This window comes from Parasediminibacterium paludis, assembly GCF_042651445.1.
GTDB classification, from domain to species: domain Bacteria; phylum Bacteroidota; class Bacteroidia; order Chitinophagales; family Chitinophagaceae; genus Parasediminibacterium; species Parasediminibacterium paludis.
This window is the reverse complement of sequence record NZ_JBHSDC010000009.1, coordinates 38,194-53,271: the sequence shown is the minus strand read 5'-3', so window position 1 is coordinate 53,271 and position 15,078 is coordinate 38,194. Positions and strand designations below refer to the sequence as shown.

Annotated in this window: 13 protein-coding genes; 7 read left to right on the top strand and 6 right to left on the bottom strand. The window is 36.9% G+C overall.

What is annotated here, in order from left to right:
• Nucleotides 1-2,425 (bottom strand): PKD domain-containing protein (locus tag ACFOW1_RS06705; RefSeq protein WP_379013096.1); only part of this gene is annotated, 2,425 nt, incomplete at its 3' end.
• 211 nt (nt 2,426-2,636) lie between these two features.
• Between ACFOW1_RS06705 and ACFOW1_RS06700 the strand changes: the two genes are divergently transcribed.
• The 7 genes from ACFOW1_RS06700 to ACFOW1_RS06670 all read left to right on the top strand — a co-directional run bounded on the left by ACFOW1_RS06700 (nt 2,637) and on the right by ACFOW1_RS06670 (nt 7,444).
• On the top strand, nt 2,637-3,203 hold the full coding sequence (locus tag ACFOW1_RS06700) for an RNA polymerase sigma factor (RefSeq protein ID WP_379013095.1): 567 nt from the start codon (nt 2,637-2,639) through the stop codon (nt 3,201-3,203).
• Between the two features lie 3 nt (nt 3,204-3,206).
• Nucleotides 3,207-3,554, top strand: coding sequence for a hypothetical protein (locus ACFOW1_RS06695; RefSeq protein ID WP_379013094.1), 348 nt, complete (start codon nt 3,207-3,209; stop codon nt 3,552-3,554).
• Nucleotides 3,551-4,165: a Spy/CpxP family protein refolding chaperone gene (locus tag ACFOW1_RS06690; protein WP_379013093.1), complete on the top strand. Its 615-nt coding sequence runs from the start codon at nt 3,551-3,553 to the stop codon at nt 4,163-4,165. Before ACFOW1_RS06695 ends, ACFOW1_RS06690 begins: the two co-directional genes overlap by 4 nt.
• 85 nt (nt 4,166-4,250) lie before the next feature.
• Entirely contained in the window at nt 4,251-5,012 is a 762-nt protein-coding gene (locus ACFOW1_RS06685) for a YHYH protein (RefSeq protein WP_379013092.1), read from the top strand.
• A 333-nt stretch (nt 5,013-5,345) separates the two neighbouring features.
• The gene (locus ACFOW1_RS06680; RefSeq protein ID WP_379013090.1) at nt 5,346-5,630 is read left to right on the top strand and encodes a hypothetical protein; all 285 of its coding nucleotides are present in this window, start codon (nt 5,346-5,348) and stop codon (nt 5,628-5,630) included.
• Between the two features lie 80 nt (nt 5,631-5,710).
• The gene (locus ACFOW1_RS06675; protein ID WP_379013089.1) at nt 5,711-6,292 is read left to right on the top strand and encodes a hypothetical protein; all 582 of its coding nucleotides are present in this window, start codon (nt 5,711-5,713) and stop codon (nt 6,290-6,292) included.
• Between the two features lie 486 nt (nt 6,293-6,778).
• Nucleotides 6,779-7,444 (top strand): DUF6261 family protein, encoded by a 666-nt coding sequence (locus ACFOW1_RS06670; protein ID WP_379013087.1) that lies wholly within the window; start codon nt 6,779-6,781, stop codon nt 7,442-7,444.
• 139 nt (nt 7,445-7,583) lie between these two features.
• Here the strand turns inward: ACFOW1_RS06670 and ACFOW1_RS06665 are convergent, their stop codons facing one another.
• From ACFOW1_RS06665 to ACFOW1_RS06645, 5 genes are all read right to left on the bottom strand, one after another.
• Nucleotides 7,584-7,937, bottom strand: coding sequence for an Imm32 family immunity protein (locus ACFOW1_RS06665; protein ID WP_379013086.1), 354 nt, complete (start codon nt 7,935-7,937; stop codon nt 7,584-7,586).
• A 154-nt stretch (nt 7,938-8,091) separates the two neighbouring features.
• Nucleotides 8,092-9,723, bottom strand: coding sequence for a TldD/PmbA family protein (locus ACFOW1_RS06660; protein ID WP_379013084.1), 1,632 nt, complete (start codon nt 9,721-9,723; stop codon nt 8,092-8,094).
• Nucleotides 9,724-9,796: 73 nt separating this feature from the next.
• Complete coding sequence (locus ACFOW1_RS06655) at nt 9,797-11,527, bottom strand: hypothetical protein (protein ID WP_379013082.1); 1,731 nt, start codon at nt 11,525-11,527, stop codon at nt 9,797-9,799.
• Between the two features lie 5 nt (nt 11,528-11,532).
• On the bottom strand, nt 11,533-13,644 hold the full coding sequence (locus ACFOW1_RS06650) for a hypothetical protein (protein ID WP_379013080.1): 2,112 nt from the start codon (nt 13,642-13,644) through the stop codon (nt 11,533-11,535).
• Nucleotides 13,644-15,074, bottom strand: a complete 1,431-nt coding sequence (locus ACFOW1_RS06645; RefSeq protein WP_379013078.1) for a BatA domain-containing protein — start codon at nt 15,072-15,074, stop codon at nt 13,644-13,646. The genes ACFOW1_RS06650 and ACFOW1_RS06645 overlap by 1 nt, the downstream gene beginning before the upstream one ends.
• Between the last annotated feature and the right edge of the window lie 4 nt (nt 15,075-15,078).

Genomic DNA, 15,078 nt, shown 5'->3' with positions numbered 1-15,078 from the left:
GCCTTGTTTCGCAATAAGCGGCTGCGGTGGCTGTAAACCCTGTCTGTGGCAAGGGATTTACCACCGCGGTTTTTGTGATAGTATCGCTAGTACAACCCTTATCCGTTAACGTATACAAACTCACACCATAAGTGCCAGCATTGGTATAACGATGCGAAGGGTTTTGTATCGTATCCGTAGAAGCGTCGCCGTAAAACCAATGCCATGCAACAATAGGTTGACCATTGTTGTTACTTTGATCTATTAGGTATAATGTGTCGTACAAACAACCATTAAAATTAACTGAGAAATTGGTAGTAGGCTTAGCAAATACCTTTAACAAATAGTTTATTGGCAGTGTATTACTACATCCATTGGCATCGGAGACATTGGTAACTGTATAGGTAGTATTTGCCGAAGGCGCAACCGAAAAGCTGTATGGCGAGGTAGCAACATTATTAACTTGAAATGTATCTGTTCCATTATTATAGACAAAAGACCAAGGCGCTTTGCCAGTAAAAGCGATGTTTAGTGTTTTAGATGTTCCAACGCACAAAGTATCGCCACCACTAATACTTGCAGTGGGCAAGGCATTTACAACTACAGTAACAGAGTCATTTTTATTTATTGCAGAACTGGTACAGGCAGTTGCATCTACAACTTTTGTAATTGCATAAGTGGTAGTCTTTTTGGGCGAAACTGTGAGTAAATATGGCGAAGCTATAATTTGTTGGATACTATCATTTTTACTACCATCATTATAATACACTGTCCATGGTGCTTTACCAGTAAGTGAAATAGGTAGCACTTGTGAATTGCCATAGCAAATGGTATCATCAACGCCAAAAACAGCCGTTGCAGCAGGATATACCGTAATAGGCAAGCTATCTGTAAAGCTACCGCAACCTTGCACATTGGCAGTTACAAAATAAATACCAGAATTTGTTACAGTCACATTAGGGAGTATTGGATTGTAAACACTACTCGTAAAACCATTGGGACCCGACCAACTATAACTAGTATTGGCAATAAGATTGGCTTGCAATTGTAAATTATTACCATAACAAATACTATTTACCACTAATGGTGTTAATGCTGCAATACCATAATTAGAAAAATACCCAAGTCTTGTACCTGAATTAGAGGCGCCATTTAAAAAGCCAAGGTGAAATAATCCTGATGAATTGGTAACCAATGTAGCAGCGCCTGGAGGAATCAAGGTATTTAATGCAGGTAAATTGGCGGTTGAAATTCTTGCAGCTTGCCATATACCATTGGTACCTGTAACAGGCGAAAATAAATTCGCTGTAATAATGCCAGATTGCCCATTTAGCTGAAAACTATTGATATCGGGCGTTTTACATAAAATATTCAAATAAAAAGTTTCAGAGGTGGAACGAACAAAGGACACGGTAGAAGAACCTGTGCATTTAATATTGGGCAAAGATGTTGCCGCAACTTCCTGACCAATACCTGTAAATTGCAATACGTATACAGGATTGCTCGTAGTAATATAAGCGGTGGCATTTGAAAAAATACCTTCATAGGATTGTCCACGATTAATCGTTGCTACAATACTACCATCCACAGAAATTTGCGTATTATCAACCGTAGCCCAAACATAAAAGAAATCATTATTGGGAAATGACGAATAACTTAAAGCGCCTCTTACAATGATAAACTCATTACCCGTATTAGCTTCTGGCACAATTTGATCGCCAATTAAATCGTAATTGGGATTTAAAAAAACAGAATCATCATAAATAGTAACAGCAACGGGCTTTGTTGCCTTGAGAGAGGAACCACCTAAATGTGTTCCTGCTGCACTACTAGCAGCGATAACGGCATAAGACTGCCCTTTATTTAAAGTAATGGTAAATGGTATACCTGCAACATGGCCAATAGAATCTGGCTGTGTGAGTGTTACGGTGATGTTGGTATTATCTTCTGTAGCAACAATAGCAAAACCACTATGCGCCATGGGTGTTAGCGGCGTTTTATTAGCAAATCTGGTTTGTGCAGGAATTAAAAAAGAAGTCCCTAATCCAATTTTACCTTTTAGTGGAAAAATTTCTGGATTTAATAATTTAGCCGCTTCATAATAGGCAGAAATATTGGCCGTAGCAGTAATTTTTATACCAAAATTTTTTATGGTGTTCCCAGGTTTATTTTCAATTAAATCAATTTGGCTAGTAAGATCGATAGTAGTGGCAGAATTCGCACTTAAAAAAGTAGTATAAGGAGTAAATGCAGGATTGGCAGGCTGCGAAATTGTAATGCTGGCTGGTTGTGAATAAGTAGCCATTCTAAAAACAATAGGCTTATTTTCATGCCCAGGTGTTACTGCTGGCGCAGCGAACCAAAAAGCGGTATCTACTTGAGCATATGTATAAAAACTACTGAACAGAAAAAAAATTACAATAAAAAATGGCTTGCAGTGCTTCATGTAAAGTCAATATCAAATAAGGCAATGAAATTACTCTATAATTAGTTTCAAGCATCAAGCAAACTAGATAAATGGGTAATAATTACACGTTAATTAAGTTTTAAAAAAAATTACATTGCTTTACTGCTGTGATTTTATTTTAAACCTACCGAAGGTTTTATCTAAATATCGCGTCTTATCACCAAAAGGAATTGCTCATTTGAACGAACAAATGCTTATACAAGCCTTACAGCAAGGTGCTCAACAAGCTTTTAGCCAATTGGTAGAAGCTTATCAACACATGGTGTACAACGTGGCTTTAGGTATTATTCAGCAACAAGAAGAAGCAGAAGACATAGCGCAGGAAGTATTTATTCAAGTGTACCAGTCCATTAAAGATTTTAAAGGTGAGGCGAAATTATCTACTTGGTTGTACCGCATTACCATTACCAAATCGCTCGATTGGCAACGCCGAAAAACTAGAAAAAAGCGTTTTGGTATTGTACAAAATTTATTTGGGCTTAATAATGAAGTAATACACGAAGCACCAGAATTTTACCATCCTGGTGTAGCAATGGAAAATAAAGAACAAGCTTCGATATTGTTTAAAGCCATTAATCTGTTACCCGATAATCAGAAAATCGCTTTTACACTCAACAAAGTAGAAGGTTTAAGCTATCAAGATGTGGCAGATATAATGAGCGTAACCGTGGCTTCTGTAGAAGCGTATTTACATAGAGCTAAAGAAAATTTACGCAAACAATTAACTAATTATTACACAAAAGAGTCTAAACAATAAATTATGATCACTAATAATACAAAAGAAAAAGTTGAAGCAGCCTTAAGTAGTATAGATCATATTTCACCTGCTGAAATGCCCCCATTTTTCTATACCCGATTAGTTGCTAAAATGGAGCGAGAACCTAAGCCTACTTGGTGGCTGGTGCTATTACGATCCTTTACCAAGCCAGCATTTGCAGTGGTAACATTATCTTTTTTTGCGGTGCTGAATATTACCGCCATTACTGCAATGTTAAAAGATAATAAACAAGGCCATAATGCTGCAGAAAGCAGCACAATACAAGGCTTTGCACAAGAATATAACTTATCAGTGTCTACCATTTACAACGATAAAAGAGACAGCAAATGAATTACTTTAACAAAAATAAATGGTGGCTTACAGCAGTGATAGCGCTGTTGGTTGTTAATACAGCCACACTCACTATTTTTTGGCTAGAACGGAAAGGTCACGACTTACTAGGCGCAAGACCCAAAGGTGGAGAGGCGCAAGCATTTATCATCAAAGAATTAGCATTAGATAGTATTCAACAAGTGCAATACTTAGAGCTTGTAAAAGCGCACCGAAATGGTACCAATGCTATTAAAAAAGAACTAAAAGATGCAAAAGATTCATTCTATAATTTATTAGGCGATAGTTTAATAAATGATGCGGTGGTTAAGCAAGCAGCAGAAAGAGCATCGGCTATAGAAGCACAACTAGACCTACTCACTTTCAAGCATTTTCAACAAATAAGAAGCATTTGTACACCTAAACAAAAAGCAAAATTTGATACCATCATTAAAACAGTGGTTAAAATGATGGGGCCAAACCAAGAACGTCCCCAAGGACCACCGCCGCCACATGATAAGCACCAAGGTGAAAGACCAAAAGAACCGCCGCCAGAAGATGGTGAAGGCCCTCCACCTCCAATGGATGGAAATGGTCCACCACCAGATCATCGAGGTCCTCCGAGAGGATAAGTTTAAAAGCGAAGGTTTAAAAACATAACATCGTCTTATTCATTATCTCGCAAACTATTTAAAAAAATTTTAAAGCAACAACGCTATGAAAAAAATATCAGTACTTGCGTGTTCCATTGCTACCCTTGCCGCTATTAGCTTTATAGCATGCAAAAAAGATGATGGAACCGCCACTACCACGACAACTTCCAATGCTACATTACCCACTGTTTTTAGCAAGTTCAACAGCTCGGTGAGTATTTCTGTAAGCGGCGATTACGTAGTGCTTACCACCAACGATATACCAGACCACAAAAGCCCCTATTTTGCTACTTCAGATAGCAGATACGAAGCTTATAATGGTGCTAACACGGCTTATTCTAAAAACCCGAACAGCATTGTATCACAAAACATCACGTTTAAAATCCCTATCAGCCCAGCAGTAGCAAGTACACATGCCGCTACACCACTAGGACCAATGGGGATTGCAGTAAATGGTGTGGTTATTTATAACCAATACGCCGCAGGTGGTGTGCCTTTAACTGGCGAAATCAATAGCTTTGACCAATACAATGGTCACCCACAAATGAGTGGACAGTATCACTACCATGTAGAGCCCACTTATATTACGGCGGCCAAAGGTAAAAGTGCATTAATTGGTTTTTTATTAGATGGGTTTCCGATTTATGGCCCAGTAGAAAATGGCGTAACTTTAACGAGCAGCAGTAGCACGTTAGATGTATATCATGGTCATACAAGTGCTACGGCAGATTATCCTAATGGTATTTATCACTATCATATTACTGCTGATGCACCGTATATTAATGGCAATGGCTTTTACGGTACAGCAGGTACAGTAACGCAATAATATTTCCCGTTTGATAGCCCAAAACCGTCCCCTATACTCTTTTAACGGCCTCTCTTGTAGAGGTCGTTTTATTTAGCGGGTATTTCACACAAAGCAACAAAGAAAGCATCTGATAATATTATACAAAGAAGATTTTGTAACCAGCATTAGTACTACTATGTAACATCGTTGCGTCGCACACTTCTACGTTTTGTTCGCTCTGCGGCTTTTATAGTAGCGTAGATATTTTTAGCGATGGGATGGCTTTGAAAAAAGCAAGTAAGCAAATTAATTATTAGTTTATCATAATAGGACTTTCGTTTATTTTTAAATTAGCGGTAATTTTTGAACACCATGTTATTCACAGACATTTTTAATAAAAAGACACAGGAACTTCAACCTGAATTTGACAAACTATTTAAAGATATTTTGGAAAATCAGACACATGATGGTGACTTATTACTAATGAGAGTAAATGGTTTTTATTATCCAGAGGCAAATAACTGGGACAACACATTATTTAAAAATCCTTACATGATTGGTCCTAATACTGAAGGACATTCTGATTATTGGCATTACAGGTTTATTCATAATTATAGACAAAATTCAACTTCAAGTCTAACTTTCATGAATATCTAGAAAAAAATAAATGGTCGCAAGAAAAAGCAAAAGAGATTGATGAATTAACTGAAAAGGAAGTAACATCTATTCAACTAGAGATGTTGATATATATAAAAATATGGGAAGCAGATTTATTCATAAAGAAACTTTATCAACTTACTACTTTAACATTTGGGGAGCCATATGACTGGCACTTTAAAATCAAGGAAAGCAACCGAGACAATAGTCCTTCTACCGGAAAACGAGAAGACATTATCAGAAATAAAATCAGAGATCGATTAAAAGATAAGTACCCAAAAATATATTCATCTATTAAGAACGCTTATAAAAATCAGATACGAAATTCAATTGCGCATTCAAATTACTATTTCGTAGGACGTTATATCCATCCATGTAATTACATAAAGAATGACGCAGCATCGCAAATTCAAGTACTTTCTTTTGATGAATGGATAGATATGTTTCATGACACAATGGTTATTTATAACCAAATGATACGGTTTAATCATTTAATTGATGATTTATATTCTAAAGCTGCGGGCGTCAATAACCTTTTATTTGAAGTTCGATTAAACAGGATTGACCCCGTTGAAAAAACTGAATATTATTTATTGAAGTATAGACCTGAATTTAATGATTGGGACTTTAATGAGAATAAAACTACAGCCAAAAAGGTTTAAACAAGTTACCGCCGCTTTTGGTTTTGCTTCACCAACAGCTTTACTTATCCGTTTTACGCATTTTCTGCTCTAGCATTTTGTCCAACGAACCACGTTGAGCTTTTTTCCGCTCTAGCATTTTGCCCAATAGACCTCGTTGGAGTATTTTCCACCTCGGCATTTTGCCAAACAGAGCTTGTTGAAGCTTTTTCCACCATGGCATTTTGCCTAACAGACCTCGTTGAAGCTTTTTCCAACCTAGCATTTTATCCAACGAACCTTGTTGAAGCACTTTCTACCCTAGCATTTTGCCCAACAAACCTCGTTTGAGTATTTTCCACCTTGGCATTTTGCCAAACAGAGCTTGTTGAAGCTTTTTCTATTTTATCAAAAACCGAAACAATAATTACAGCTACAGCGATAAATATTTTTTAAATTAAACTTATAAAACTAAAAACATTGCATAATATATTAAATTAGCTACAAAATTTACAAAAAAACAGTTGTATGATTAAAAAAATCAGTTTAAAGCAGTTGGTGGCAACAGAGTTGTACCAATTTTTTAGCCTTGTTCTTGGCATTGTTGACGTTGCCAACCCCACCGTTTCTAAAATTAAAACTCAGCGTGATGTACTAAATGACCTTATACACAAGCTGCAAGCGGCCATTAATAAAGAAAAAGGCTTTGCTTTAACCAAGGTAATAGAGGCATTAGATACAAGAAGAGATAATGCCATTTCTGGATTAATGATGTGGATTGCAGGGCTTACAAAACACCCAAATTCGGTAACAAAAGAGGCTGCAAAAATTGTAAAAGCTTATTTAGATACCCATGGTAATGCTATTGCTTCGCAAAACTACCAAACAGAATCAGCCATTTTATCTAAAATAGTAGCAGACTACAAGAGCAATGCCGCATGGAAAATTGCGCTTGATGGTTTAGGCGGTAAAGATTGGATGGATGAAATTGAGGCTGCCAATACTGCGTTTATTACTACCTATCAGCAACGCACAAGCGATATGGGCGTAGCTACCAATGCAGAATTATTTCATTACCTTGCGTACACCTGCAGTAACTGCATATTTAGCACTTATAGATATTGTAGAAACACGCTACAAAACAGCAATTGCAGATGGCGCAGATACAACAGTGCTAAAAAAATGTATAGATGATATCAATGCCACTATTACCCAATATCAACAACTGATAGAAGCTACCAAAGCTGCTAAAAAAGAAGGAGACAAAAAGTAGGAAGGCGATAAAAAGGCTGTTTGAAGCTAGTGAAAACAGCCTTTTTATGAATGAATTTTATTACAAATGAGACTGATTGCTGTTTTGCATCTTATCGCTAGCAACATATCTATCATAAAACCTTCCTGTTCCTTTTGCATCAAGTCTGCCTACAATTACTTCAACAGAACTTTTACTAATATCAATATTCGGTCGTAAATGATAATGTTCTCTTGCTTCGAGAGGAAGATGGGTAATACTTTCTTGTTTTATATCAGCTAATTTTAGTAAAAGTTGTGCAAACGACCTTAGCCCTTCGGCATCACCATGAATAAAAACTTCTTGCCATTGTTCTATTACGCCATCATTTTCGGCTTCATTACTCGCAACAAATATGTCCAAGTGCCCTTTAATGTCTGATTGGTATTTTTTCATGATTATTAGTCTAGAGCTAAAAAGATATAACAATGGATGCCGTGGAAATTTTATATCCTGCAACTAACTGAACACACAAATATAAATGCTTCGTATATTCAGCACAGGCTACATAAAGCTAAGTAGTACCAGTATCTCCTTCACCCAAAACATCCTAAATTTTTCTACCCGTATTAATCACATTAATACCTGTAAACTTTGTTGTTGCGCAACCATGTGATACGGCGTTGCTTTGCGACGGCTGACCTTTACCATCGCTAAACGAACCACCCAAACGGTAATCGTTTTTATCGGCAATGGCGGCGCAACTGTTCCAAAATTCTTGTGTGTTGCTTTGGTAAGAGGCATCTTTAAACATACCTACAATAGCACCATTTTTAATCTCATAAGCTAGCTGACTACTAAACTGAAAATTGTAACGTTGTTGGTCGATTGAGTAAGAATTTCGACCCAACATGTAAATGCCTTTCTCAGTGTTTTTAATCATGTCGGCCACTTTATCGTTACCAGGCAATAGCGATACATTAGGCATACGCTGAAATGGTACAGCACTCCAACTTTCGGCATAGCTACAACCTTGCGAAGCCGTTAAACCAAGAATATGCGCTTGATCACGAATGGTTTGATAATTGACCAGAATGCCATCTTTTATAATATCCCAATTGCTACATTGTACACCATCATCATCATAACCAATGGTAGCAAGGCCATTGCGCTGTGTTTTGTCAGCCACAAAATTTACCAGCTTATTACCAAAATTAAATGTCTTGCTGCGCCACTTATCTAAGGTTAAAAAGCTAGTACCTGCAAAGTTGGCTTCGTAGCCCAAAACACGGTCAAGTTCTGTAGGGTGACCAACAGATTCGTGAATGGTTAAAAATAATTGCGAAGGATCTAAAATTAAATCGTACTTACCTGCATCTATCGATTTTGCTTTTAATTTCTCGGCTACTTGTTCTGCTGCCTGACGCACATCTTCTAGCATATGGTAGCGGTTTTTGTACAGTATCAAATTACCGCTTTTAAGCTTTTCGCTATCTTGTGGTATTAAATACTCGTAACCCATACCCATAGGGGCACACAGCGCATTACGTGTTTCAAATTTGCTGGTAGCTTTATCTATTTTTGTGACAGTAAAATTTGGCCAAATACGATGTACATCTTGGTCTATGTAAGAGCCGTCTGTAGAGGCAAAGTACTTTTGTTCGTTCACCATAAAAATAGACGAACTCACAAAATTTCCACCATTCTTCAAGCCCTCACTATTTACGTTAAGCAGTAAGTCTATTTTCTCTTTTATAGGTACTTCAAAAGCGTTTTTCTGTATAGGTGTTTTCCAGCTCACCTCGCCATAGCCTTTTTGAGGTGCCAACTGTACAGGGTCAGAGAATTTAGCATTAGCTTTTGCAACAGCTACAGCCCGTTCAGCGGCTTTAGCAACCCCTTCTTTGGTGACGTCGTTAGTAGCAGCAAAGCCCCAACAACCATTGGCTATTACGCGTACACCTAAACCAAAAGATTCTGAATTAGCTACATTTTCTACACGCTTTTCTCTTGTAGCCACTACCTGATTTAAGTATCGGTTGATGCGTATATCTGCATAAGAAGCGCCTTTACTTTTAGCAGTATTTAAAGCTGCATCGGCTAATTGCTTTTTGATAGCAACATCAATATTGGGTGCTAAGAAATCGCTTGCACTTATATCGTTAGCTAGCAAATTGGTATTAGGCAACATTAAGGCACCAAAGCCCATAGCTGATAATTGTAAAAAATCTTTACGCTGCATAAGAAGTAGTTTAAAGCCTGAATAAATTAAAGGGGTAAGGTATAGATTGTTTGTAAAAACTATCCGCCATTTGTCATAATTTTCTTTCTAGCCACAAAGCTGCCATGGCTAATAAAAAGAATAGGAAGCAATATATTTTGGGTAAAGTGGCAGTTTGTTTAGTAGCAGTTACGCTTTCTTTATTTAATGGGTATTTATGTGTAGCTGCATACATTTTAGTAGCCAACATATTATCTGTAGCTTGTACAGAAGCCCAATCTTTTGGCTGAAATACATACCAGTATCTAGAAAAACCATTAGCAGTCTCTATTCGCTGCCAACCTGTTTGTTTTGGCCAATAACTAGCTGACCTTATATAAGGTAACTGTACCTGTTGCTGTAATGCCAAAGCAGTTTGCTGAACCATTACACCCAATGGCTGTGTAGTACTTTCAATTTGTATAGTTGCCTGTTGATAAGGATATATAATATTAGGTTTAACTTTTACATTAATATCTTCATTAGTTTGCTTCGCTGCTTTTTGCAACAATAAAGACCATAACTGATAGTAGCTGGCTGGCTTATTCTGTAATACCAAACTATAAGTGGCATTTAGCGTAGTAGCAACTATTTTACCCATACCTAGTATACTTACTGCTGCCATTATTTTAGTACTATCATCGGTTATTAAAGTTTGTGTGCTTGCATTGGCTTTTAAGTAAGTAGGTTGTGCTACTAGAAGCTGTTCCTTTGTATTGTTAAATTGAAGTCGCAGTGTTTTTTGTTCGCTATTACTAGTGGTATTGATGGTAAATGGTTGTTGGTAAAACTTGCTTGCATCATTGCTACTATCACGTTGTACCACTAAGCCTAACCCCTGCTGCACAATAGCTGTTTTAATAGCAGCAAGTTCATTAGCACTCAAACTATTTAACACATCATCATCTGCTATGAGTAGATCAAAATTGCTTAAAGCACTACCTGTAATATTATCTAGTATTATGCTTTTAGTATTCAAAAAACTAGTGGCATATTTCGCTTTAGATACTGTGGTTCTTGAGGCTACGGCGTAGTTATTTTCGTACAACCAATTCTTTAAAAACTTATGTTCAAAATTGGGTGTAGCTGCTAGTACCAATACACGCAAAGGTTGCATAGGCAACACTTCAAAAGGCAAGGCGTTATTTTCTAGTGTATCTTTTTGTGCCATTGCAATAACGCTATACACAGCCCTACCGCTATGCTTTGGTATTGTTTGTAAATGAAACGTTTGTTCTTGCAAAGGCGCTATTGTTACCGTATCCAAACTATTACCAAACGCAGCCAAATAAATGGTTACAGGTAGCTTACTAGTATTATTATATCTGCCCTCTACTTGTAATGCTTCGCCGCTATGTATGGTATGTGGACAATTAATAGCCGTAATGCCATTGGTATTATTTGTAGGATGAAACTGTATAGTATTACTTTTTAAAAGCTGTAAATCTGCAAGAGTCAAGCCATTACCAAAAACATGCAAATTGGTAGCTGTAGCCGCTTCGCTTACACTAATGGTATCAGTATTTGGATGGGCTTTGATAAAAGCCGTTATACTGTCTTTGTTATAACCATCAGTTAATAGAAGGCTTTGCTTGTTGTTACTATCAGTGTTACTTATTTGATAGCGTATATCAATAGCCATACCTGCGAAGGCAATCATGGCAATACATGTTGCTACGATGCGCCACCACAACCTTGCTCGCAATGGTCTTGTTACTTCTTTCCATAATAGAAAAGCGAGTAACATAGCACAAAGCCCTATAACAATATGGTTAAACCAAGGCATCACTATTACTTATGTTTATACAGTTGATTAAAATATTCTGTTGACAGTGCTTTACTAGGCATAGCATTTTGCTGCTGTGGTGTGGTTATTGGCGCAGCTAATATTTTTTGTATCGCTTTTTGAACCACAATTATGTCTGCTTTATTAATGGTTTTTGTAGCTTGCTGCTGTTGTAATAACAATTGCTTTAAAGCCGTTAAAGCTGGCAAATAAGCAGTTGGCTGTGTACTTGCTTTATTGCTAATAATAGGCAAAGCTTGTGCTAATACACTTCCACTAGCAATGCATTCATGAGCTTTCATAGTTTCTAATACCGATAGTGCAGCTTGCAATATGGTATTATTATTAGCAGCTATTACCACTTGCTGTTGTGTAGTAGGTGATACTACTTTAGTCAAGTCTGCCGTTAAGCGTTTTTCTGGTTTTAATGGTGTAGTTTTTAAACTTGTTTTAGCTACATATACCCTCGATGATTGCTGTAAATCTTTTAATAAGCGTAGGGCTTTATAGGCAAATGGCAGGGCTTCTTGTGGCTTAAACGTACGCAGTTGCAATTCAGCATTCCACATTTCATTCAGCACTGCTTTTAAGCGTTTCTTAGTATCAGCATCTAAAAATGAGGCATCTTCTGCATTATCATGTTTATCAGTCACTGCGTCCATCATGGCTTTACCGTCACCAAAATCTTTTGCATCTAGGCTTTCTGCATCTTCTATACCTTGGTTCGATTCGTTTTCTTCACCTAAAAACTTACCATAACGCAGGCGCAACAATTTTTGGTCTACACCTAAATTATTACTACGGTTTTTAAAGCTTTCTAGACTAATGGTGTCTTTGTCTTTAAGCAACTGTTCCGCATCAATAATAATTTGTCGCTCACTTCTAAAAAGCTCTGGCTTAAAGTTCACATTATTAGCCACACCTTCTAAATTAATTAACTGCGTAGTATCTGGCAAGGTTATTATAAATATATCCGAACGACTTTCTTGTAGGTTATTGTCTATTGCTTTTACATAAAAATACAATTCATCACCTGGCTGCATAGCTAGCTTTTTCAAGTCTATTATTTGCCCAATATTGTATTGCAATTGCCCTGTTTTAAAGCTAGTTGCTAGTGCTATTTTTTGCTCCTTAAATTTTACACCTTCACCGCTACCGCTAGCTATGGTTGCGTTTACAAAAGCATCTATGATACCATAATCATCTGTAATAGTAAGGTTTAGCGGCACTTTTGTTGGTTGTCCAAAATCTATAATTGTATTTGGCTTGGGTGATGCTACACTAATGATAGGCAAAGCATCTTTTATGGTTTCTATCTGATACAAGTCGGATAGTTTACCATCAATATTCAATTGGTAAAAGCCTGACTGCGTAATGGTTCTAACCATTTGCCATGCGGTATGCGATTCATCGCTTGGCTGCATCATAACCTTTAAAGAATCGTTAAAAGTGATGGTAATACTTGCCACTTTAATATTGGTAGTTATTTGCCATAAAGCCTTACTACCTACTGGCAATTGCATATTAAAACTTGCTTGTTTTCTATTAGGCAAATTGGTATAACTAGGTGGTTGTATATTAACTGTAAATTTATTTATCGCAGGCAATATCACGTCTTTTTTTACAGATGACTGCAAGCTTATTGCATCAATACTTCTTGATGATGGCTTTGATATTTTACTCATTCCAAACGTTACTACAAGCGCTACTAACGCCATACCACCTATACGATACAATGCTTTACTATAAGGGCTTTTAACATCTAAGGTTTCAATTTGCCTACTTATTTTTTGTACCTGTAATTGCTCTAAAATATTGAGTGTATCACTATCTTTCAACAACAATTCACTACTATCTTCTAGCGTTGTATAATGCTGGTTTAAATAGTTGGTTACCGAAGCGTTGCTTACCTGCCATTTTTCTTTTATCAATGCGATTATGGCAATAATTACAATTAAAAAAGCTGCCATTAACCACACATTAAATGGCAATAATATACTAGCAATGCTTGCTAATGCAGAGCCTATGGCAATAGCATACAATAGCCTTGTTAAGCCAGATTGCTGATGCCATTGTTGGCGCAGTGTTAAAATTTTATGTTTGACATTATCTGGCATCAGGCATTACTATTTTTAGTAGTGAACGATAACCATCTTTCTACTAGCAATAAGGTAAAGGCTAGTAACCAAATCCATTGGCTGATATCTGTAATAATGGTAGAAAAACTTTGTAAAGCTGCATCATTTTCTATGGATGACTTAAATATATTAGTATCTATTTCACGTTTATCCTGACTACCCAACACTGGCTCTTTATAAAGTAATGCAGCTAGCAAACTAGGAAATTGCTGATGCCATACAAGGTCGTTCCAACTTGGGTTAAAATGTGTGTATAGCTTATAGATATTAGGTTGCTGTTCGTTTATAGTTAGCAAATAATTACCCTTACCATTTTGCCAAATCGCCAAATCAGTATGGTTACTAATAGCTTTTGTAATACCAATCTCAGTATGGCTAAACCATGTATTATCTACAATAGGTTTACCCGCTTGATACGCAAGCATATTTTTCGCTTTTCCAGTAGTAATTACAGGGCTATCGCTGAGCCAAAAAAGCCAATCCATTTGCCTTGGCAAATTAGCAACATTGTTAGTTACCTCTATTTGCAACTTACGTTTGGTAAATGCTTTAATAGCCGCTAGAGCTGCTTTCACATACTCAGCATCTTCTATGTATTCTTTTGCATAAATAGCCATCACTTGTGTAGCAGTATCTAAAGTAATCGTTTCAGATGGTTTTACAGCAAGACTTATGTTTTGCCCTTGCAACAATACCCCTTCACTGACACCATTTTTAAAAGCGATAGTTATACTACTAATGGTAGTACCGCTAGGCGTACTGTTAGCAATATTTACTACCACACTATCTTGATAAGTAGCGTACGCATTTATAAGCCAAGTGTTGGTAGTATCTACGTTACTATAGCTTATCCACTTAAAGCGTTTATCAATCACAGTAGCTGTTCCTTTAAAATGTTGCAATTGTCTATCTGTAAACAAATAACCGCTTGCATTGGTAGCCATTAATTGATTGTATAATAACCAATAAGCTTTTGCTTGTAAAGTATCATTCGCTAGTTGGTTACTATCGGCTAAAGTAAATTTTGGAAAGCCTTTTTGCAATAGGTGTAACTCATACTTATTTGCTAACAATGAATCTATTACAGGCTTACAAGCATAATAGGTTCTTAAAGGTTGGTTAGCATCTACCACTAGCCAGCCCTTTTGTGCTTCAGCTTTTGGGGTGCTTTGCCATTGTGGCTTTGCTAATAACAAGGCTAGCAAAATAATCAATAAACAACGTATCAGCAGTAATAACCAATCGGTAATTTTTAAGCTAGTAGATTGTTGCTTGCTACTTTGTTGCAAGAAGGCTAGCGAGCCTACTTGTAAGGTTTTCCCACGCTTCACATGCCACAAATGAATCACTATTGGAACAATGATTCCAATACATGCCAGTAGCCATATGGGTTGTAATAGTGTTAGCAAAATA